18 protein-coding genes are annotated in these 20,510 nt (G+C 61.0%); 8 read left to right on the forward strand and 10 right to left on the reverse strand.

All coding sequences use genetic code 11. The features are described from left to right. Positions 1 to 129: 129 nt before the first annotated feature. The 5 genes from colR to ACQY47_RS20350 all read left to right on the forward strand — a co-directional run bounded on the left by colR (position 130) and on the right by ACQY47_RS20350 (position 3,901). On the forward strand, positions 130 to 813 hold the full coding sequence (gene colR / locus ACQY47_RS20330) for a two-component system response regulator ColR (protein WP_003175870.1): 684 nt from the start codon (positions 130 to 132) through the stop codon (positions 811 to 813). Then, positions 803 to 2,083 (forward strand): sensor histidine kinase, encoded by a 1,281-nt coding sequence (locus ACQY47_RS20335; RefSeq protein ID WP_017139753.1) that lies wholly within the window; start codon positions 803 to 805, stop codon positions 2,081 to 2,083. The genes colR and ACQY47_RS20335 overlap by 11 nt, the downstream gene beginning before the upstream one ends. A 189-nt stretch (positions 2,084 to 2,272) precedes the next feature. Next, a complete protein-coding gene (locus ACQY47_RS20340) occupies positions 2,273 to 2,953 on the forward strand; it encodes a class I SAM-dependent methyltransferase (RefSeq protein WP_017139754.1) in 681 nt (226 codons plus the stop codon). Between the two features lie 4 nt (positions 2,954 to 2,957). Next, positions 2,958 to 3,677 carry a lipopolysaccharide kinase InaA family protein gene (locus ACQY47_RS20345; protein WP_017139755.1) on the forward strand — a complete coding sequence of 240 codons (720 nt, stop codon included), beginning with the start codon at positions 2,958 to 2,960 and terminating at the stop codon, positions 3,675 to 3,677. Beyond that, entirely contained in the window at positions 3,674 to 3,901 is a 228-nt protein-coding gene (locus tag ACQY47_RS20350) for a hypothetical protein (RefSeq protein ID WP_017139756.1), read from the forward strand. Before ACQY47_RS20345 ends, ACQY47_RS20350 begins: the two co-directional genes overlap by 4 nt. Before the next feature lie 54 nt (positions 3,902 to 3,955). On the opposite strand, the gene ACQY47_RS20355 is transcribed toward ACQY47_RS20350, so the two are convergent. From ACQY47_RS20355 to ACQY47_RS20365, 3 genes are read right to left on the reverse strand one after another with little or no spacing between them, the layout of a single operon-like run. After that, positions 3,956 to 5,056 carry a DUF1513 domain-containing protein gene (locus ACQY47_RS20355; RefSeq protein ID WP_428557371.1) on the reverse strand — a complete coding sequence of 367 codons (1,101 nt, stop codon included), beginning with the start codon at positions 5,054 to 5,056 and terminating at the stop codon, positions 3,956 to 3,958. A gap of 2 nt (positions 5,057 to 5,058) precedes the next feature. Further along, positions 5,059 to 6,123 (reverse strand): imelysin family protein, encoded by a 1,065-nt coding sequence (locus tag ACQY47_RS20360; protein WP_017139758.1) that lies wholly within the window; start codon positions 6,121 to 6,123, stop codon positions 5,059 to 5,061. A gap of 31 nt (positions 6,124 to 6,154) precedes the next feature. Beyond that, positions 6,155 to 7,582, reverse strand: coding sequence for a di-heme oxidoredictase family protein (locus ACQY47_RS20365; protein WP_177033338.1), 1,428 nt, complete (start codon positions 7,580 to 7,582; stop codon positions 6,155 to 6,157). Positions 7,583 to 7,721: 139 nt separating this feature from the next. Here ACQY47_RS20365 and ACQY47_RS20370 point away from each other — a divergent pair, with 139 nt between their 5' ends. After that, on the forward strand, positions 7,722 to 8,285 hold the full coding sequence (locus tag ACQY47_RS20370) for an NAD(P)H nitroreductase (RefSeq protein ID WP_428551362.1): 564 nt from the start codon (positions 7,722 to 7,724) through the stop codon (positions 8,283 to 8,285). Between the two features lie 119 nt (positions 8,286 to 8,404). On the opposite strand, the gene ACQY47_RS20375 is transcribed toward ACQY47_RS20370, so the two are convergent. The 7 genes from ACQY47_RS20375 to gap all read right to left on the reverse strand — a co-directional run bounded on the left by ACQY47_RS20375 (position 8,405) and on the right by gap (position 17,496). Next, positions 8,405 to 10,543, reverse strand: coding sequence for a methyl-accepting chemotaxis protein (locus ACQY47_RS20375; RefSeq protein WP_428551365.1), 2,139 nt, complete (start codon positions 10,541 to 10,543; stop codon positions 8,405 to 8,407). A gap of 139 nt (positions 10,544 to 10,682) precedes the next feature. Continuing rightward, the gene (locus ACQY47_RS20380; protein WP_017139762.1) at positions 10,683 to 11,084 is read right to left on the reverse strand and encodes a YbaN family protein; all 402 of its coding nucleotides are present in this window, start codon (positions 11,082 to 11,084) and stop codon (positions 10,683 to 10,685) included. Between the two features lie 199 nt (positions 11,085 to 11,283). Next, complete coding sequence (locus tag ACQY47_RS20385; RefSeq protein WP_236446503.1) at positions 11,284 to 11,892, reverse strand: biliverdin-producing heme oxygenase; 609 nt, start codon at positions 11,890 to 11,892, stop codon at positions 11,284 to 11,286. Between the two features lie 135 nt (positions 11,893 to 12,027). Continuing rightward, the gene (locus ACQY47_RS20390) at positions 12,028 to 14,592 is read right to left on the reverse strand and encodes a TonB-dependent receptor (RefSeq protein ID WP_428551369.1); all 2,565 of its coding nucleotides are present in this window, start codon (positions 14,590 to 14,592) and stop codon (positions 12,028 to 12,030) included. Positions 14,593 to 14,707: 115 nt separating this feature from the next. Continuing rightward, entirely contained in the window at positions 14,708 to 15,676 is a 969-nt protein-coding gene (locus ACQY47_RS20395) for a FecR domain-containing protein (protein ID WP_200433062.1), read from the reverse strand. 74 nt (positions 15,677 to 15,750) lie between these two features. After that, positions 15,751 to 16,269 (reverse strand): RNA polymerase sigma factor, encoded by a 519-nt coding sequence (locus ACQY47_RS20400; RefSeq protein WP_056858662.1) that lies wholly within the window; start codon positions 16,267 to 16,269, stop codon positions 15,751 to 15,753. Positions 16,270 to 16,494: 225 nt separating this feature from the next. Continuing rightward, a complete protein-coding gene (gap, locus tag ACQY47_RS20405) occupies positions 16,495 to 17,496 on the reverse strand; it encodes a type I glyceraldehyde-3-phosphate dehydrogenase (protein WP_017139767.1) in 1,002 nt (333 codons plus the stop codon). 221 nt (positions 17,497 to 17,717) lie between these two features. Between gap and edd the strand changes: the two genes are divergently transcribed. Further along, positions 17,718 to 19,544: a phosphogluconate dehydratase gene (gene edd, locus ACQY47_RS20410; RefSeq protein WP_017139768.1), complete on the forward strand. Its 1,827-nt coding sequence runs from the start codon at positions 17,718 to 17,720 to the stop codon at positions 19,542 to 19,544. Next, on the forward strand, positions 19,541 to 20,497 hold the full coding sequence (locus ACQY47_RS20415; protein ID WP_138451875.1) for a glucokinase: 957 nt from the start codon (positions 19,541 to 19,543) through the stop codon (positions 20,495 to 20,497). Before edd ends, ACQY47_RS20415 begins: the two co-directional genes overlap by 4 nt. Positions 20,498 to 20,510: the final 13 nt, after the last annotated feature.

A 20,510-nucleotide genomic window follows, 5' to 3' on the forward strand; every position in this document is an offset into this window, starting at 1 on the left:
AAAACTTGTTGGAATATGTAATTGGTTGAAAACCTTTATCGACGTGACCTCAAGGTCTATCCCTGAGCCACACTTGGCCTTAAGCTGCGCGAGCCAACAAGGCCGTTACCGCGTACGGAGACACTGCCCATGCGAATTCTATTGGTTGAAGACAACCGCGATATTCTGGCCAACCTGGCCGATTACCTGGGGCTAAAAGGCTACACCGTGGACTGCGCGCAGGACGGTTTGTCGGGCCTGCACCTGGCCGCCACCGAGCATTACGACCTGATCGTGCTCGACATCATGCTGCCCGGTATCGATGGCTACACGCTGTGCAAACGTCTGCGTGAAGACGCCCGCCGCGATACGCCGGTGATAATGCTCACCGCCCGCGACCAATTGGATGACCGGCTGCAGGGCTTCAAGTCCGGCGCCGATGACTACCTGCTCAAACCCTTTGCCTTGTCCGAGCTGGCCGCGCGCATCGAAGCCGTATTGCGCCGTGCCCAGGGCGGCGGGCGCCGTGCCCTGCAAGTCGGTGACTTGAGCTACGACCTTGATACCCTGGAAGTCACCCGCGAAGGGCGCCTGCTCAAGCTCAACCCGGTGGGCCTGAAACTGCTCGCCGTGTTGATGCAAAAAAGCCCGCACGTACTGCGCCGCGAAATCCTCGAAGAAGCCCTGTGGGGCGATGATTGCCCGGACAGTGACAGTCTGCGCAGCCACGTTCACCAATTGCGTCAGGTGATCGATAAGCCGTTCGCCAAGCCGTTGCTGCAAACGGTACACGGTGTGGGTTATCGCCTGGCCGAGGGCCGTGATGGAGTTTAAGCAAAGCCTTGCCCAGCGGATCATCATCGCCTTTGCCTTGATGAGTGCGTTGGTGGCGGGGGCCTTCGCCATGGGCATCATTGCGACCGTGCACCTGGTGGAAGAAAAACTGATTTCGGCCGGCCTGGGCGGCGACCTGCAGCGCCTGTTGCTGATGGACAGTGTCGAGGACTGGAGCCACCGGCCCGAGCCCGACCAGCTGTTTTACTTCAGCGGCGGCCCTGGGGATTTCGAGCTGCCCAAAGACCTTCGGCACCTGGAGCCGGGCTTTCACGAAGTATTCCGCGAATCGCTGTCGTACCACGCCATGGTTGAAGTGGTGGATGGCCGACGGTATGTGTTGCTGCAAGACCAAAGCGATTTCGAAGAGCGCGAGCGCGTGCTGTTTGCCGTGGTGCTGGTGGGCTTTGTGCTCAGCCTCGCACTGGCGGTTTTCCTTGGTTGGGTGCTGGCCCGCAAGGTGATGGCGCCGGTGGTGCGTCTGGCCCGCCAGGTGCGCCATCGTGACCAATTGCTTGGCTTGGCGCCGCCGCTGGCTCCGGACTACGCCGCCGATGAAGTCGGCGAGTTGGCCGTGGCTTTCGACGCCACCCTGGGCCGCCTGCGCGCGGCCTTGTCCCGTGAGCAGCTGTTCACCAGCGATGTCAGCCACGAACTGCGCACGCCGTTGATGGTACTGGCCAGTTCCTGCGAGTTGCTGTTGGAAAACCCGGCTATTGACCCGCGTGGCCGCAACCAAGTGCTGCGAATCGCCCGTGCGTGCGAAGAAATGCGCGAGCTGGTGCAAACCTTCCTCATGCTGGCGCGTGCCAAACACGATGATGCCGCCATGTCGCCGCAGGTCAACGTCACGCAGGTGGCGGAGGACTTACTCGGCATCTGGCGAGGGCCTATCGAGCAAAAGGGCCTTGAGTTGATCTATAACCCGGGCAATCCCCTGGATACCCGCTACAACACCACCTTCTTGCACGCGGTGATGGGCAACTTGCTGCGCAACGCGTTGCACTACACCGAGCAGGGCTTTATCCGCCTCACGCTGGAACCGAGTGGCTTTATCGTCGAAGACTCTGGGGTGGGCATTCCCGAGGACAAGCGTGAAGCGATGTTCGAGCCCTTTGTGCGCGGCAGCGAGAAGCGCGGAGAAGGCCTCGGCCTGGGCTTGTCGCTGGTGCAACGCATCTGCGAGAGCCAGGGCTGGAGCGTCAGCCTGAGTACTATGGAGCCCAATGGCTGCCGTTTCCATGTCGAGTTGAGCCAGGTCAAACCCTGAGTACTTTCCCTGCCGCTATCCTGCGGCAGATACCACGCTTTTCGGCGAAGATGGCCCCATGCCACTGCTTGTATCTGTAAAGTCTTGAAATGTATGGGGTTGGACAGGACAAGTTTTTCACAACGGGTTGACCTGTTGATCACAGTTTGCTGCTTAAGGTTGTAAGCATCAGCTACTGGAGATCCGTTGATGTCTACCCCAATCAAGCTCGATTTTTCCGAAAAGTACGACGATCAGCACGCGCAGAATTATTTGCTCAAGCATCAGGACAATCTGGCTCGCCGGCTGTCCCACAAACGCGACGAGCAATTGGCGCGCGGTGCGTTGGCCCTGGCGGGTGAGCCGGGCCTGGTGCTGGACCTGCCTTGCGGTGCCGGGCGGTTCTGGCCATTGTTGGCGGAGAAGCCCAACCGTGTGATTATCGGCGCTGACAATTCGGAGTCGATGTTGAAAGTTGCCACCGTCGCCCAGCCGGCGGAGGTGGTGAAGCGGGTACGGCCTTTGCAAACGTCTGCCTTTGATATCGATTTGCCCGATAACTCGGTCGACAGTATTTTTTGCATGCGCTTGATGCACCACATTGGTGATCCGGCGCACAGGCTGGCAATACTGAAAGAATTTCAGCGGGTTACCCGCGACAGCGTGATTATTTCGTTGTGGGTGGATGGCAATTTCAAGGCGTGGAAACGCAAGCGCGCCGAAGCCAAGCGTCGCAAGAAAGGTGAGCAGGAAGGTTACCAAAACCGGTTTGTGTTACCGGCTGCTACTGTCGAGGCAGAATTTGAGCAGGCCGGTTTCCGGGTCCAGGAATCCCTGGACTTCATGCCGCTCTACGCCATGTGGCGAGTCTATGTATTGCGTAAGAGGTAACAGGATGGCAGTTGAGTGCGTATCAGGCAGTCACGTAGCTCCCGAAGAACGATTTGATTTTTTCTGGCGTCAGCAGGGCGAGTGGGTCGAGGAACCCAACCGCCGACGCGGTGGTGAAAGCGGTGTGCAGCGGGTGGTCAGCCCAAATGGCCGCTTGCTCTACAGCAAGCGTCAGACCGGTCATATCTACCGCAGTTGGCTTCACCCGTTCGGACGACCGACCGTGTTGCGCGAACGTGACGCCCTCAAAGGCCTGCGTTCGCTGGATGTACGCGTACCGGAACTGGTGTTCTGCGGCGCACGCCGTGACCCCGAGCACCAATGGAAAGCCTTGTTGGTCACGGCGTCCTTGGACGGTTTCGACGAGATCGAAAACTGGTACGCCGCCGGCGGCCGTGAGCAGTACGGCGAGTTGCTCCATGAGCGCATGCTCAAGGAATTGGCGGGCACCCTGGCGCGCATGCACAAGGGCCGCTGGCAACATGGTTGCCTGTACATCAAGCACATTTTTGTACGAGTGACCGGCGAAGGCGACTCGGCCAACGTGGAAGTGGCGCTGCTGGATTTTGAAAAGTGCCGCCAGCGTTTGACCGCTTATCGGGCCGCTTCCCATGACATGCTGCAACTGCGTCGCCATTCGTCGTGGAACAGTACCGACTGGGAAAAACTCAGCTACTTTTACGAGACGGCGTTTGGCAGCGCTATCAAGGGCTTAACTAGATGAAGCTAGAAATAGCACGAGGTGTGTTCCTGGTCGGCGCGTTGGGCATTGCAGCCCTGGCGCTGGCTGTGTGGGAACAACCTCGCACACAGGTGCTCAGTGCGGCGCAGGGTAGTGGGCAATGCCTGCTGCCACGTGTTGCCAAGACGAGTGTGGCGGCCAAGCCGGATCATGACTTGCTGTTGTTCATGTTCGGGATGTCCCAAGGGATGAGGCCGCAGAGTTGAAAGATTCCACACCCCCGACAAAAGGGCCTTGCGATGCGAGGCCCTTTTTTTGTCTCAAATTATCAGGTGCAAGTGGTTGTCCCAAAGCCCCGAGGGCAGCTCCAGCGGCTTGGCCACCAACTGCGGCTGGCGGCAATCGTAGAAGCGACAACGGCCCTGGCCTGAGGTGACGACAAAGCCATCCGCCACAGCGCCTACACCGGCGCAGTCGGGCAACGGCCCGTCCAGGCGCAGCGCACCGCTGTCCATGTCCCAGATAAAAAACCTGTTACCCCGCGGCGCTGTCAGTGCGACCAGACGCAGTTCGCTGTGCACGGCGACGCTGGCGGTGTAATGCCCCATGGCTTGCAGTTGCTCATCGGCCACCGGGAAAGCCACGAACGGCTGCCCTGGGCGCTTGATCGCGAGCAACTCGGAGCGTTCCTGGGACGGCCCCATGAACTGCTGCCCGGTGAGGATTGTGCCATCGCTGGCAATCCCCATATGCCGCACGCTGTTCATCTGTTGGTCCAGGGTTTCCTTGCTGATCAGGCTGCCGTCGCGGTGCATCAGCACCAGGCTCGGTTCCATGGCGTTGAGGTTCATCTCCACACGACTTTCGGCTTCGGTGCGAATGCCGCCGTTGGCCACCACCAGGGTTTCGCCGTCGGGCATCCATGACACTTGATGCGGGCCGATGCCATGGGTGGAGATTTCGCCACTGTGCACCAGCCGCTCGCCCTCGAACCTGTACACACCGAGCAGGCCACGGCCGGGGTCGGAGGTGTCGTTCTCGGTGGCGTACAGCCAGTCGCCGCTGTTGTGGATCACCGCGTGGCCATAGAAATGGCGATTGGCGTTGGACGTGATGGTTTGCAGCAGCGTGCCAGTACGCAGGTCGATCAGGTAACTCTCGGTGCCCGGGCGACGGGCGACGAACAGCGCAATCGGCAGTGTCGGGTGGTTGATGATGTCATGGCAGCGCTGGCCGACCTGGGTGGCAAACACTTGCGTGCCGTCCAGGCGAAAACCCACGGCATAGTGCTTGCCGTCCGCATCATCGCGGGCCGATAGCAGCAGCGGTGCCTGCTTCTTTTGTTTGAACAGCGTCCAGCCACCCAAAGTGAGTGCACTGAGCAGCACACTGCCAACCGCCAAAGCCTGTCGCCTGAGCATCATCAGTCACCGTCGTTGGCGTTAAAGCCCAGTTGAATGCCCAGCGCCTTGGCCAAATCACCTTCGTGCAGGCGGTGGACCACGTTGAGGCTGTCATAGATGTCATTGAGCTGTTGGCGCCCGGCATCGTCGGCCAGCAATTCGTTGAGCGTACGCTGGTTGCTGGCGAACAGCTTGAGCGAGGCGGCGTAAGCGGCGTCGATCTTGTCGGCCAATGGCTTCTGCTCGGACGGCAACAGGCCGCGCAGGCCCTTGTTGTCGACGCCGACCCACACGGTCTGCGCCGCCGCCAGGCTGGCTTGCAGGCTTTGCAGGGACGACTGGCTGCGCCAGGCATCGGCCTGGAAGGGTTGCGGGATGCCCTTGGTCTGGCGGCCCATCGGCGTGCCGAGTTTTTTCTTCAAGGTATCCAGTGCGGTGACTTGCACGCGCAGCAGGTCTGCGATGGCTTCGTGGGAATCGGCGTAGCGCTGGTTCGGGAACTTGGTCATCTGCGCGAGCATGCCATCGGTGCTGTTCCAGCTTGCCAGGATCTCTTCGGCCAGGGTTTTCTGACGCTCACCAATGGCCACCAGCAGTGGGCAGTAACGGGCTTTCTGGGCTTCGTCGGCGACGTCGGTCTTGGCGTCGTAGAGGATGTATTCGTAGGCCGACAGGCCTTGCACCACCACGCTGGACTTGGCCAGGGCGGCGCCGTCGATCTGCGGCTGGGCGCTGACCAGTTGTTCGACTTGTCGGCCCACAAGGTTTTTCTTGTCCGGCCAGAACTGCACTTGCCACGAACGGTTGCCCTCGGCCAGCGGGCCGATCAGCAGCGGCTGCAGCTCAGCCCAGGCTTTTTGCGCATGCAGGAAGTCGGCGCGGGCGGTCTCCAGGCTTTCCTTGCCCTGGCAGTAGGCGAGGGCGCTGACGGCCAGTTGGCGGTCGGCTTCAACCCAGCGGCTGTAGGTGGGCAGGATCACTTGCTTGGCGATGGCCGCCGAGGTCACCGCCTGCGGGTCCTGGGGCGAGCAGGCGCCGAGGGCGAGGGCGGCAAGGCTGGTGAATAGCAACTTGGGACGGAACATGTCGAGCTCCCTACTGTAATTGTGGCAATGCTTATAAAGAGTTCAGGAACGCCAGCAACGCAGCACGCTGCTCGGCATTAAAGGACAACACATGTTGCTGCGCCGCTTGCGCTTCGCCGCCATGCCAAAGCACGGCTTCGAGCAGATTGCGGGCGCGGCCGTCATGCAAAAACTGGGTATGACCACTTACGGCCTGCGTCAGGCCAATGCCCCACAACGGCGGCGTGCGCCAGTCGCGGCCGCCGGCCTTGAACTCGCTGCGGTGGTCGGCCAGGCCTTCGCCCATGTCGTGTAACAACAGGTCGCTGTAAGGGCGAATCACCTGGTTGGCCAGCTCAGGCTCGGCGGCCGTGGCCGCCGTGGTGAACGTCGGCTTATGGCAACCCTGGCAACCGGCCTGGTAGAACAGGTTTTTGCCGGCGAGCACCTGCGGCGTGTTGACGCCACGGCGCGCCGGCACGGCGAGGTTGCGGGTGTAGAACAGCACCAGGCGCAGGATGTTATCGCTGACTTCCGGCTCGCCCTCGGGGCCATTGCCATTGGGCGCCTGTTTGCAGGCGACTTGGGCGGCGGTGCAGTCATCAAAGGGTCTCAGGGACGTGGTGAGGCCCATATCACCAGAAAACGCGTGAACATTTTGTTGATTGAGGTTGGGTTGCCCGGCTTTCCAGCCAAAGCGCCCGAGTACGGTTTGGTGCTGCGCGTCATCCCAGACCCAATTGGCGCGACCAATGAGGGCTTCCTTGTCGGCGGTTTTTGCGTCGGTGTTGCGCAAGATGTCGGCATCGCTGATGGCTTCGAGCAGGCCCAGTCCGATCATCGGTGGCGCAATCCGCGCCGAGAAAAGTGTTTCGGCGTGCATCGGGCCGTAGCCCAGCTGGGTGATTTGCAGATTTGGCTTGCGCAACTCGACCACGCTGCCGTCCTTGAAGGTCACGTTGACGGGCGTGTAGTCGACCCGCACTTTGCCTTCAGGCGCCACGCCTGGCACGGCCATGTCCTGCAGTTGCCCACCGTAGACCGGCTCGGGCACCACGCCGATCTGCTCGATAAGCCTGGCATCGGCGGGCGCAGGCGGGATCGACAGGCGCACCAGCATCGACACCGCATTCGGTGCGTCGGGCAGCGGCGGATGGCCACGGCCGTCCTTGATATGGCAGTTCTGGCAAGCATTGGTGTTGAACAACGGGCCCAGACCGTCACGCGCGGTGGTGGTGGACGGCGCAATCACCCAGGGGCTGCGAAAGAAGCTGTTGCCGACGCTGAAATCCAGGCGACGGGTGGGCGCCAGGTTGGCCGAAGGCAGGGAAAACGCGTTCTGGTCGCGCTTGTTCACCGTCGTCGCGCCGCCCGCTCGTGATTCACCCGGCTCTGCCTTGGTAAACCTGGGGGCGTCGTCGCAGGCGGTCAGGCTCAAGGCCATCAATGCTGCGCACAGACGAAGAGGCGAACGGACCATCGGGTTTCCTGCGACTAAGGCGAAAAAGAGGGTCGCAAAGTCTAACAGGGCAGGGCGGATTGAATAAGAGCAATTATCGTTTGGTGGTATTTGATTCATTCCCGCTAGAATGACCGCACATTTTTTCTGGAGGTGGCCAATGCAGGCTCTCGACGCTTTGCTCAACCGTGTTTCCGTGCCGCGTTTGCTGGAACCGGCGCCGACCCAGGAGCAGCGCGATGTGCTGTTCGCCGCCGCCATGCGCGCGCCCGACCATGGTCAACTGCGCCCATGGCGCTTTCTCACCGTAGAAGGTGCCGCCCGTGAGCAGATGGGCGCACTGCTGGCCGAAGCCGCACGCCTGCAGGACGCCGACGCGCCGCAAGCCGCTATCGACAAGGCCCAGAACGGCCCGCTGCGTGCGCCGTTGGTGGTGGTGGTGATTGCGCGTCTGCAAGAGCACTTTAAAGTGCCTAAATCCGAGCAACTGCTGGCGGCTGCGTGTGCGGCACACGGTATTTTGCTGGCGGCTTATGCGCAGGGGATCGGGGCGGTGTGGCGCACGGGTGAGTTGTCGTACTCGGCCCATGTGGCCAAAGGCTTGGGGCTGACTGCGGATGAGGAAGTGATTGGCTTCCTCTATTTGGGCACGCCGCAGAACCCGCCGCGTACAGCGGCTAAAGAAGATTTAGCGGCGTTTGTTCAGGCCTGGACCGGCGTCTAATTGTGGGAGCTGGCTTGCCTGCGATAACGGCCTGTCAGTCATGGATGTACTGACTGACCCACCGCCATCGCAGGCAAGCCAGCTCCCACAGGGGATCTTCATTGTTTTGAAGATCGGGTTTATACCTTGAACTGATCCATTAACTTCATCTGCTGGGTTGTCAGCGCATTCAGTTGGCTGCTGATGGCCGCTGACTCGGTGGCCTGGCCGGTGAGGGTTTCGGTCACGGTGCGGATCGCCGAAACGTTGCGGTTGACCTCTTCGGCCACGGCGCTCTGTTGTTCGGCGGCGCTGGCGATCTGCAGGTTCATGTCGCTGATCACTGTTACCGCGTCACTGATCTTGCCCAGCGCCTGCACCGCTTGATGGATCTGCCCGGCATTGCTCTGGGCCTGGTGCTGGCTGGAATGCATGGTCGCCACTACGCCACGGGTGCCGCTCTGGATGCGCTCGATCACCAGGCGAATTTCCTCTACTGAGTCCTGGGTACGTTTGGCCAGGTTGCGCACCTCGTCGGCCACTACCGCAAACCCACGCCCGCTTTCCCCGGCGCGTGCGGCTTCGATGGCGGCGTTCAGCGCCAGCAGGTTGGTTTGCTCGGCAATGCTGCGGATCACTTCGAGCACCGAGCCGATCTGTTCGCTGTTGACCGCTAGCGCTTCCACTTCGGTCACGGCCTTGCTGACCTCTTCGGCCAAAGTGGTGATGTCGCGGGTGCTCTGCTCAATGATCGACATGCCGTCGCGCGCCGATTGGTCCGCGCCACGGGCGGCGCTGGCAGCGTTGGAGGCGCTGTTGGCCACATCATGGGCGGTGGCGCTCATTTCATTGGAGGCAGTGGCCACCTGATCGATTTCGCGGAACTGCACCTGCATGCCCTCGCTGGTCTGGCGGGCAATGGCTGAGGACTGGTCCGCCGTGCCACGCGCTTCAGTGATGCTCTGCTTGATCTGTGCAATGGTCGGTTGCAGCTTGTCGAGGAAGCGGTTGAACCAGTTTGCCAACTCGCCCAGTTCGTCCTTCTTGGCGTAGGCCAGGCGCTGCGTGAGGTCGCCTTCGCCGCTGGCGATGTTCTTGAGCATCGCCGCAACGGTGTTGATCGGGCGGGTCACGCCGGTGGCGGTCAGCCAGATCAGCAGCAGGCCCAGCAAGGCAGCAGCGGCGCCGACCAGCAAGGCTTTGAGCGTGGAGGCGTTTTGAGCCTTATCGAGTATGCCTTGCAGTTTCAAAGCGTCGGCGAGCATGACGTCCTTGGGCAGCTTGATCACCACGCCCCAGGATTTGGCCTCGGCAATCGGTTTGACTGGATACACGGCGCGAATCGTGTCGTCCTGTTCGCGGATCATGCGCGTGTCACTGGCCAGTAGTTGCACGATGTCTTTGCCTTCGGCGCCGATGGTGTCAATCAGGTTTTTACCGACCTTGTCCGGCTGGCCACTGAAGGCGGAAATCAGCCCGGTGCTGGAAAGAACTTCCAGGTAGCCGGCGCCGTTGAACAGGTCTTTTTGCGCCGCATCGGTGGCGGCTTGCAAGGCATTCAAGGCCAGGTCGATACCGACCACACCAATGACTTTGCCATCAACAATCAGCGGCAGCGAAATAGTGGTCATCAGCACCTGCTTGCCGGCCACTTCATCGGAATACGGGTCGAGCAGGCACACCGTACGCGTGTCTCGTGGGCAGGTGTACCAGATGTTGTAGGGCGTGCCGCTGAGGTTGAGGGTGGTTTTGGTCAGGTCATCCTCGACCATCACGGTGTTCAGGCCTTCGCCGCCAGCGCGGCTCCAGTAGCTGGAGAAACGGCCTTTTTCATTGGAGACGCGGGTTTTGTCGTTGACGAAGTCGCTGTCTTTGCCATCCAGGCCATTGGGTTCGAATGACAGCCAGATGCCCAGTACCTTGCTGTTGCGCTCAAAGGCGGTTTTGACACTCTGGTTGAGCTCTTCTCGCAATGCGCCGGGCTCCAGCGCTCGTTTGTTGGCGAGGGCACGCAGGTCTTTGACGTGATCGGCCAGCGCGGTTATCACTACCAGGCTTTCGCCAAAGGTTTTCTGCAGTTGCACGGCTTGTTCGCCGGCCTTGGCCTGCAACAGGTTCTGCACGCTGTTAGTGAGCATTCGCGAGCTTGAATCACTTACCAGGCGGTTGTTCTGATCGGCCTCGTAGAGGTTGATGCCGACGATCAGCGCGATTACCCCCAAGAGGCAAAGGCCCGACAACAGCACGATTTTCAAGCGGATGGAGAGGGTGTCGAACATAGGTTTACTCGCGATTGGACTCGTTGAAAGGCAAGCAGGGCGAGCCAAGTCCATTCGGCGCTATGTCCGGAACATCGGCGTAACGGGATGTTTCATGAGGGAAAGGCGATGAGCGGTAGGAAAAGCACTACGCGCCGCGTTATACGGGGGCTGCAAGCCGTTCCGGGCGTGACCAGATCCACAGGTTGCCCAGGCTCATGCCGGCAATCGCCAGGTAGATCGGCCAGCCGTGATCGAGCATCACCAACATCAACACGGCGCACAGCAGCATGCTCACGGTGGCGCTGACTTTGGCGCGGCGCGCGATGATCTTGCCATTGCGCCAGTTGAACAGAATCGGTCCGAACAGCCGGTGGTTTTCCAGCCAGGCGCTCAGGCGCGGCGAGCTTTTAGTCGCCGCCCAGGCGGCCAGCAGGATGAATTCGGTGGTGGGCAAACCCGGTATGACAATCGCCACCAACCCAATGCCCAGGCTGACGTAGGCCAGCAGGCCGAAGAGCAACTGGGCGATTTTTGAGGTGGATTGGGTTTTGCCGGTCATGCTGAAGTTTATCTGTTGAGGGGTTACACATTATTCGAACTGAAATCCGCTCAAATGTGGGAGCTGGCTTGTGTGGGAGCTGGCTTGCCTGCGATAGCATCGACTCGGTCTGACAGGTAGGCCGAGGTGAGCGCATCGCAGGCAAGCCAGCTCCCACAACAAGCCAGCTCCCACACAAGCCAGCGCCCATCGTGGCCTGTTACGCCAGTTCAGGGGCGCTAGCGTACGCCTGTTCCAGCAGCACGGTGAAGCGCACAAACGCGTCGATGGCACCTTTTTCTGCCGCCGCTTCTTCTTCGGCGCTGAACGCCAGGCCGTCGAGGGTGCGGGTGAAGCGCTTCCAGCCTTCAGCGCGGCCACCGGCCGGCTCGCCCAAGTGACGGGCACCGAAGGTTTCGCTCAGGCCCAGGCCCACGGCGCGCTTGATCAAGAATGCAGCGCCCAGCTTGGAGCCTTCGGACACGAACAACCAGCCCAGGGCTTCGGCTTTGCTCGGGTTTTTCACGGCGCCGGCAACCGGTGCTGGCACGTCGGTTTCCAGGTCGGCCAGGTCGAGTTTGGCGGCGTCGGCGCGGCAGCGCTCAGCCAGGTCCGGGACGATCTTGATCAGCTCGGGGTCGTTGTACAGCGCCACCAGTTCTGACTGGAACAGGTACTGCGCCACCACAAAACGGGCGAAGTTGGCTGGGGTTTCAAACGGCGCGTGGGCTTTGACCAGCGCGTCGAGCTTGGTGTGTGGCGCGTGGGTGATCTGGTTCAGGCGCTGGGAGCGCAGGTTTGGGCGTTCTGCGGTAGGAGAAGCGGTCATCGAAAAAATCCTTGAGAAGGGGCGCGCCTGGGTGCTCTAAAGAGAGCTGTTATCAACTAGACGAACAAGAAGACGCGGCACAGTAAAAAAACCTCACCTCGCCGCTGATAAAGGGCGGCAAGGTGAGGGCGGCTGTCAGATGTCCCAGATCAGGTTGATCGCGAAGTTGCGACCCGGCTGAGTCAGGCGGTCGAGGTTGGCCGGCGCGGTCACGCCGGCTTCGCCGACGCCGTCGTAGCTGCGCACGTCATCCCAGTTCCAGTACTTCTTGTCGGTGAGGTTGTAGAGGCCGCCGTTGATGGTCACGTCGTTGGTGACTTTGTAGAAACCGGTGAGGTCGACGATGCCAAAGCCTGGGGTCTTGAACGGAGCGCTGGTGCTGCCATCCGGCGCGTGGAAGGTGGTGCTGTCGACACGGTTCTGTTTTTTCACCAGCGTCCAGTTGACCAGCGCGCCGTATTGCTCCTGCTCGTAGCCCAGGCCGAATACGCCTTTAAGCGGGTTGACGCTGTTGAGCGGCTCGCCGTTGTCGTCGTTGCGGCCGTAGGTGTATCCCACCGAGCCCTGTGTGTAGAGACCTTGTGGCGCTCCGAACGCGTCGAGGTTCAGGCGGCCTTTGGCCTCAATCCCCTTGATGGTGGCGTGCTTGATGTTGTTGGCTTCGAAGGTTTGGATGTCGCCGCCGGCGACCGAGGCGTCTTCGTCGATAAAGTCGCGGTACTTGTTATAGAACACCGCGATGTCGAAGGAGCCTTCATCGAACTGGCCACGAATTCCGGTCTCGATGCCCTTGCTGGTTTCCGGCTTGAGGTTCGGGTTTGGCTCGACGGTGTAGCCCAGGTTGAGGTTTTCAAAACGGCCATACAGCGCTTTGGCCGACGGGGTGCGGAAGCCCTCGGCGTACTGGCCGAACCAGGTGTACTGATCGGTTAGCGCGTAGGTCAGGCCGAATTTTGGCGTGACGCGGTGCCAGGTTTTTTCTTTGTCGCTGACCGGGTAGGCGCCGGTGGGGTTGACGGTGTTGAGGAATTCCTGGGTCAGCTTGGGCTTGAGCCGGGTGTAGTCGTAACGTACGGCGGGCAGGAAGGTCCATTTGTCCCAGGTGATCTGGTCCTGGGCGAACAGCGAGTAAGTGTTGATGGTCGGGTCCGGGAAGTCGCTGGACTTTTTCACGCTGTCGCCGGCAGACGGGCTGGGCGCGCCGATCGCCGTGCAACCTGAGCCGACGGCGAGGCAGTAGGCCGAGCCTTCGCGCGAGCCGCTGACTTTCTGCTGCTTGAGGGTGGTGCCGTAAGTCACTTGGTGATCGGTTTCACCGAGGCTGAACGCCTTGTCCAGCTGTGCGTCGAAGACCCACTGTTTTTCTTCGTACAGGGTGTCGCGGGTGCGCATGACGCGGCGCGATGGCTGGTAGATTTCAGCGGTGCTCTGGTCAGTCTTGGCGATCTGGTAGTTGAGGCTGGTCTTGATCTGATCGGCTATCGGCGAGTCGAGGGCAAAGCGGTTTTCGATGCCGAAGCGTTCACGGGTGATGGTGTCGTTACCCGAACGCCCACGGTAGAAATTAAAGCCACGCCCGCCGACGAAGGGGCCGCCCACGGCGTTCTTCAGATTGACGTCGCGATCATCCTTGAACTTCTCGTAGGTCAATCCCAGCCGATTGTCATCGCCATAATTCCAACCCATTTTCGCCAGGATATTGGTGGTGCGCGAATCTTCCGGGTTAGCGCCGGTACGGGCCAGGCCTGTGGCGTTGTTGCCGTCGTAGGACTCCATTTCATGGCCGTTGCGCTGGCTCAGGTGCAGCAAACCGTCGAAGTCCTGCACGCGGCCGGCGACGGTGCCGGAGGTCAGCCAGCTGTCGTCGGCGGAGCTGTAGCCGGTTTTGAGGCGGGCGCCGACGTCCTGGCCGGGCTTGATGATATCGTCCGGGTCGAGGGTGAAGTAGCTCACTGCGCCGCCGATGGCGCTGCTGCCGTACAGGGCCGAGGCTGGGCCGCGCAGGATCTCCACGCGCTTGACGATTTCCGGGTCGACGTAGTTACGACGGGTCTTGGCGTACGGGCCGTTGAAGAAGTTGTCCGGCACTTCCACGCCGTCCACTTGAGTGAGGATGCGGTCGCCGTCGATGCCGCGAATGTTGTAGCCGGCGTTGCTGGCGCGGGTGCCTGCGCCGCCGACCGACACGTTGGGCTCGTAACGCACCAGTTCACGGATGGTGTTCACGTTCTGGCGGTCCAGCTCCTCACGCGCATGCACAGTAACGGTGCTTGGCACGCTGTTGACGTCCTGCTCACTGCGGGTGGCGCTGATGGTCACCTGCTGCAGATTGAGCGTGCTGCCGGCCGGGCGCTTTTCCAGCACGATGTTGTTATTGCCCAGTTTGCGGTAGCTCAGGTTGGTGCCCAGCAACAGCCGGTCCAGGGCTTTTTCCGGCGAGAGTGCGCCGCGCACGCCGGGGGACGACACACCCTGGCCAAGCTCTGCCGGCAAGCCGACTTGCCAGCCGGTCACGCTGGTAAAGGCATTCAACGCCGACACCAAGGGCTGCTGTTCGATACTGAAACTGTAATTGCCGTGGCTGCGCGCGGCCGGTTCGGCGGCAGTGGCGGCCATCACCGGCGCGCCGGCCAGCAGGATGGCGGCGGTGAGCAAGGACAGGACGGGCGAAGAGGACCGGCGGTTGAAACGAGAGGACATCGAGAGCGCTCCGGGGATACGAATCTTATAGTTGCGAGCTGATCAAATAGGAATCAGTTGCATTGGCTATAACGAGACGAACCGCCGGTTACTATCGAGTAAAAATAATTCTCATTTAGTTCAAGATGACCAGCGCCGGGTACTCCGAGAGCTTGGCCGAGGTGATGTGCGCCAGGGAGCGCACCACATCCAGCGGTTGGTCGAGGCGGTAATTGCCGGTGACGGCCACGCTTGCGAGCTTGTCGTTGGTGTTGACGATCCAGCCGGGGTAATAGCGGCGCAACTCGGCGAGCACTTCGCTCATCGGGCAGTTTTCGAATACCAGGCGGCCCTGGACCCACGCCAAGTCTTTACTGGCATCCAGTTTGGCCGGTTGGCCGAAGCCTTTGGGGCCGATGCGGATACTCTCTCCGGCGCTCAGACGCACGCGAGCATCGTCAAAGGTGTTGCTCAAATCCACATCGCCGCGCTGCACCTGCACCTGGGCTTCGCCATTGAGGTAGCGCACGGCGAAGTCGGTGTCGCGCACGCTGGCGCGCACGGGGCCGGCGTCAATCTCCAGCGGCAGGCCACGGCTGGGCGCCACCTCAAAGAAAGCTTCGCCCTGGAACAGTCGGGCGACGCGCTGGTGGTCCTTGATGCTGCTGGAAAACGCCGAATTGGTGTTCAGTAACACTTTGGAGCCGTCATCCAATTGCAGGCGCTGGCGTTCACCGACCACAGTGAGGTGGTCGGCCTGCAGGCGCACGGGCAGGTTGCTGAAGCTGAACAGACCGATCAGCAGCACAGCGGCGGTGGCCAGGGGTTTCCAATGTGGCTTGATACGCCGCCACGCACTGGGTTTGCGCGGCACTGCCAGGGCCACGGCGGCGCTGTGAACCGGCGCGCCGCCCCAGGCGGCCTGGGCCTTGCTGAAGGCGAGCAGGTGCGCCGGGTCGCTGGCAAGCCAGGCATCAAACTCGGCTTGCTGCCCGGGTTGCGGGCATTGCAAGGCAATCAGCCAATCGAGGGCTTGGTCCATGGCCGTGTCTTGCAGCACCTCATGAGCCAGCTCATGGGGGCGCAGCTTATTCGGGTCCGTCACGGTGTTCCTCGGGTCTTCGCCACGTTCTATTCATCGTTCCTACAGCCTGGGTCGACACCTCTGTCGGGTGAAGCTTAAGGCTGATCCAGCCGTTCGGCCACTCCTACACAGATAGCCATGATCAATTTCAGTTCCTTTTGCACCGTGCTCAAGGACACTTGCAACTGATCGGCAATCTCCTGGTAGCTGCAACCGTGCAGGCGGCTGAGGATGAAAATCTGCTGTTGGCGGGCGCTCAACTGGCCGAGGCTGACGCTCAGGTGTTCGAGCAATTGCTCGGCCTGGGTGGCGTCCTCGGGCGTGCTGATCGGCGCGGCGACGCTCTGCAGTACGTCCAGCGGCACATCTTCTTGCAGTGTGCGGGCCTGGATGCGGCGCGAGCGCAGATGGTCCAGCGCCAGGTTGCGCGCGGTTTGATAGACGAAGGGTTCAAGGTGATCGATCGGCCGCTCGCTGAGCGCCCGCGTGACGCGCAGGTAGGTTTCCTGCAACAGGTCTTCGGCGGTGCTGTGGTTATTCACCATCCGCTGCAGAGTGCGTAGCAGAATCACCCGTTGGGTGAGAAAGACTTGGTTGAAGCGAGATTGGCTCACAGTGATACCAGACCGGTTTGCAGTTAATGATAATGCTTATCATCAACTCAAATGGCAAGTGGCACTTTGAGATGCTGCGTCGACTCCTGTGGGAGCTGGCTTGTGTGGGAGCTGGCTTGCCTGCGATGCAGGCGCCCTGGTCTTTCAGACAGACCGCGGTGATGCTATCGCAGGCAAGCCAGCTCCCACACAAGCCAGTCCACACAATGGAACAACCGGGTCGGCTTACTCGGCGTTGCACAGTGCCAGGCAGTTATCCAGCATACGGTTGGAGAAGCCCCACTCGTTGTCGTACCACGCCAGCACCTTCAGCAACTTGCCACTGACCTTGGTGTGATTGGCATCGAAAATCGACGACAGCGGGTTATGGTTGAAGTCACTGGAAACCAGCGGCAGGGTGTTGTAGCCGAGGATCTTCGAATGCTGGCTGGCTTCTTTCAGCAGTGCGTTGACTTGCTCGGCGGTGGCTTCTTTTTTCAGTGTCACGGTGAGGTCCACCAGCGACACGTTGATCACCGGCACACGCACGGCCATGCCGGTCAGCTTGCCTGCCAGTTCCGGCAGTACCAGGCCGACCGCTTCAGCGGCGCCGGTCTTGCTCGGGATCATGTTCTGGGTGGCCGAACGCGCGCGGTACGGGTCGGTGTGGTACACGTCGGTGAGGTTCTGGTCGTTGGTGTAGGCGTGAATGGTGGTCATCAGGCCGCTTTCGATGCCCAGCTCGCGGTGCAGCACCTGAGCCACAGGCGCCAGGCAGTTGGTGGTGCACGAAGCGTTGGAGATGATCTGGTGTGATTGACGCAAAATGTCATGGTTTACCCCGTAAACCACGGTGGCGTCGGCGCCTTTGGCCGGGGCCGAGATGATCACCTTGCGAGCGCCGGCGGTAATATGAGCGGCAGCCTTGTCGCGGTCGGTGAACAGACCGGTGCATTCGAACACTACGTCGATCTTGTGCGCAGCCCACGGCAGGTCGGCCGGGTTGCGAATGGCACTGACGGCAATCCGGTCACCATTGACGGTCAGGCTTTCCTGATCGTGGGCGACCTCTGCGTCGAAAGTGCCGTGCACGGTGTCGTATTTGAGCAGGTGGGCATTGATCGAGCTGTCGCCCAGATCATTGATGGCGACGATCTGCAAATCCTGGCGGTAGCCTTGGGTATACAGTGCGCGCAGGACATTACGGCCGATACGGCCAAAACCATTGATTGCGATACGAAGAGTCATTGGAAAGTGCCTGTCGTCGATTTGTTGTAAGAATTACAAGATTATTCGCATAAAAATAGAAAACAAGCCTTTTTAGTGGCAATATTTTGTTCAATCTACAACGAGTGACCTGAATCAACTGGTCCGATGATTCAAACGACACCCTGCCATCCCATGAGCTGCGGGCGTTTGATCAGCATAGACTCTCAGGTCGCCACATCCGTTAGACTGGAGTTCTATACATGCATCCCCGCGTTCTTGAGGTCACCGAACGGCTTATCGCCCGCAGTCGTGCAACCCGCGAGGCTTACCTTGCGCTCATTCGTGGCGCGGCCAGCGACGGCCCGATGCGCGGCAAGCTGCAATGCGCCAACTTTGCCCACGGCGTGGCGGGTTGCGGCACTGAAGATAAAAATAGTCTGCGCATGATGAATGCCGCCAACGTGGCAATTGTTTCGTCATATAACGACATGCTCTCGGCGCACCAGCCGTACGAACATTTCCCGGAACAGATCAAGAAAGCCCTGCGCGAAGTCGGCTCGGTCGGCCAGTTCGCCGGTGGCACGCCCGCCATGTGCGACGGCGTGACCCAAGGCGAGCCTGGCATGGAGCTAAGCTTGCTCAGCCGCGAAGTCATCGCCATGTCGACGGCGGTAGCGCTGTCCCACAACATGTTCGATGCCGCGCTGATGCTGGGCATCTGCGACAAGATTGTGCCGGGCCTGATGATGGGTGCGCTGCGCTACGGCCACCTGCCGATGATCTTCGTGCCGGGCGGCCCTATGCCGTCGGGCATCTCCAACAAGCAGAAAGCCGACGTGCGCCAGCGTTATGCCGAAGGCAAGGCTACCCGTGAGGAACTGCTGGAATCGGAGATGAAGTCCTACCACAGTCCCGGCACCTGCACCTTCTACGGCACCGCCAACACCAACCAGTTGCTGATGGAAGTAATGGGCCTGCACCTGCCGGGCGCTTCGTTCGTCAACCCGTACACGCCGCTGCGTGACGCGCTGACCCGCGAAGCCGCGCACCAGGTCACGCGCCTTACCAAAGCCAGTGGCGACTTCACGCCGATTGGCGAGATCGTCGACGAGAAGTCCATCGTCAACTCCATCGTCGCCCTAAACGCTACGGGCGGTTCTACCAACCACACCCTGCACATGCCGGCTATCGCCATGTCGGCGGGCATCATCCTCACCTGGCAGGACATGGCCGACCTCTCCGAAGTGGTGCCGACCCTGTCCCACGTTTATCCAAACGGCAAGGCCGACATCAACCACTTCCAGGCAGCGGGCGGCATGTCGTTCCTTATCCGCGAACTGCTCGAAGCCGGCTTGCTCCATGAGGATGTGAACACCGTGGCGGGCAAGGGCTTGAGCCGTTACACCCAGGAACCGTTCCTGGTCGACGGCGAGCTGATCTGGCGCGACGGCCCGATCGAAAGCCTCGACGAAACCATCCTGCGCCCCGTAGCCCGTGCGTTCTCGCCGGAAGGCGGCTTGCGCGTGATGGAAGGCAACCTCGGGCGTGGTGTGATGAAGGTTTCGGCCGTGGCGCCGGAGCATCAGATCGTCGAAGCACCGGCCGTGGTGTTCCAGGATCAGCAGGATCTGGCCGATGCATTCAAGGCCGGCCAGCTGGAAAAAGACTTTGTCGCGGTGATGCGCTTCCAGGGGCCGCGCTCCAACGGTATGCCGGAACTGCACAAGATGACACCGTTCCTCGGTGTGTTGCAGGACCGTGGCTTCAAAGTTGCGTTGGTAACAGACGGGCGTATGTCTGGCGCGTCGGGTAAGATCCCCGCCGCGATTCACGTCAACCCCGAAGCCCAGAGCGGCGGGCCGCTGGCGCGAGTCAAGGATGGCGATATCATTCGCGTCGATGGCGTAAAGGGCACCCTGGAGCTTAAGGTGAACGCCGAAGAATTTGCAGCGCGCACGCCTGCCACGGGCCTGTTGGGCAACAACGTGGGGGCCGGTCGCGAGCTGTTTGCATTTATGCGCTTGGCCGCAAGCTCCGCAGAGCAGGGCGCCAGCGCCTTTACCTCTGCCTTGGAGACGCTTAAGTGAAGCTTGCGCTGGTCGGTGACATTGGTGGTACCAACGCCCGTTTTGCGTTGTGGCGGGATCAGGAACTGCATTCGATCCGCGTGCATGCCACGGCGGACCACCACAGCCCTGAGGAAGCCATCAAGGTTTACCTCAAGGAGGAAGGCCTGGAAATCGGGGACATCGGCGCGGTGTGCCTGTCAGTCGCGGGGCCGGTGAGTGGCGATGAATTTAAATTCACCAACAATCACTGGCGGCTGAGCAAAACTGCGTTTTGCAAAACCCTGCAGGTCGATGAGCTGCTGCTGGTCAATGACTTCACGGCCATGGCCCTGGGCATGACGCGGCTCAAACCCGATGAATTCCGTGTGGTCTGCCAAGGCACGCCGGAGCCGTTACGCCCAGCCGTGGTGATCGGCCCGGGCACTGGCCTGGGTGTGGGCACCTTGCTGGATTTGGGCGAAGGCCGTTACGCGGCGTTGCCAGGGGAGGGTGGCCATGTCGACCTGCCGCTGAGCAGCCCGCGTGAAACCCAGTTGTGGCAGCACATCTACAGCGAGATTGGCCACGTCAGCGCCGAGACCGCCTTGAGCGGTGGCGGCCTGCCCCGTGTGTACCGCGCCATTTGTGCGGTCGACGGGCACACGCCGGTGCTGGACACGCCCGAAGCCATTACGGCCGCGGGCCTGGCCGGCGACCCGGTGGCCATGGAAGTGTTGAACCAGTTCAGTATCTGGCTGGGCCGTGTGGCCGGTAACAACGTGCTGACCACCGGTGGGCGTGGTGGTGTGTACATCGTGGGCGGGGTGATTCCGAGGTTTGCCGACTTCTTTATCAACAGCGGTTTTGCCAAGAGTTTCAGCGACAAGGGCTGCATGAGCGACTACTTCAAAGGCATTCCTGTGTGGTTGGTGACGGCGCCGTATTCCGGGTTGACCGGGGCCGGTGTTGCGCTTGAACAGGCTTTTGCGTAGGGGCTGATGGCCT

Origin of the sequence: Pseudomonas edaphica, assembly GCF_965277385.1 — a bacterium.
GTDB lineage: Bacteria > Pseudomonadota > Gammaproteobacteria > Pseudomonadales > Pseudomonadaceae > Aquipseudomonas > Aquipseudomonas edaphica.

What these genes read in the sequence shown, in the direction of transcription:
- colR (WP_003175870.1), top strand. Translation starts at nt 130, where the DNA reads ATGCGAATTCTATTGGTTGAAGACAACCGCGATATTCTGGCCAACCTG.
- ACQY47_RS20335 (WP_017139753.1), top strand. Translation starts at nt 803, where the DNA reads ATGGAGTTTAAGCAAAGCCTTGCCCAGCGGATCATCATCGCCTTTGCC.
- ACQY47_RS20340 (WP_017139754.1), top strand. Translation starts at nt 2,273, where the DNA reads ATGTCTACCCCAATCAAGCTCGATTTTTCCGAAAAGTACGACGATCAG.
- ACQY47_RS20345 (WP_017139755.1), top strand. Translation starts at nt 2,958, where the DNA reads ATGGCAGTTGAGTGCGTATCAGGCAGTCACGTAGCTCCCGAAGAACGA.
- ACQY47_RS20350 (WP_017139756.1), top strand. Translation starts at nt 3,674, where the DNA reads ATGAAGCTAGAAATAGCACGAGGTGTGTTCCTGGTCGGCGCGTTGGGC.
- ACQY47_RS20355 (WP_428557371.1), bottom strand. Translation starts at nt 5,056, where the DNA reads ATGCTCAGGCGACAGGCTTTGGCGGTTGGCAGTGTGCTGCTCAGTGCA.
- ACQY47_RS20360 (WP_017139758.1), bottom strand. Translation starts at nt 6,123, where the DNA reads ATGTTCCGTCCCAAGTTGCTATTCACCAGCCTTGCCGCCCTCGCCCTC.
- ACQY47_RS20365 (WP_177033338.1), bottom strand. Translation starts at nt 7,582, where the DNA reads ATGGTCCGTTCGCCTCTTCGTCTGTGCGCAGCATTGATGGCCTTGAGC.
- ACQY47_RS20370 (WP_428551362.1), top strand. Translation starts at nt 7,722, where the DNA reads ATGCAGGCTCTCGACGCTTTGCTCAACCGTGTTTCCGTGCCGCGTTTG.
- ACQY47_RS20375 (WP_428551365.1), bottom strand. Translation starts at nt 10,543, where the DNA reads ATGTTCGACACCCTCTCCATCCGCTTGAAAATCGTGCTGTTGTCGGGC.
- ACQY47_RS20380 (WP_017139762.1), bottom strand. Translation starts at nt 11,084, where the DNA reads ATGACCGGCAAAACCCAATCCACCTCAAAAATCGCCCAGTTGCTCTTC.
- ACQY47_RS20385 (WP_236446503.1), bottom strand. Translation starts at nt 11,892, where the DNA reads ATGACCGCTTCTCCTACCGCAGAACGCCCAAACCTGCGCTCCCAGCGC.
- ACQY47_RS20390 (WP_428551369.1), bottom strand. Translation starts at nt 14,592, where the DNA reads ATGTCCTCTCGTTTCAACCGCCGGTCCTCTTCGCCCGTCCTGTCCTTG.
- gap (WP_017139767.1), bottom strand. Translation starts at nt 17,496, where the DNA reads ATGACTCTTCGTATCGCAATCAATGGTTTTGGCCGTATCGGCCGTAAT.
- edd (WP_017139768.1), top strand. Translation starts at nt 17,718, where the DNA reads ATGCATCCCCGCGTTCTTGAGGTCACCGAACGGCTTATCGCCCGCAGT.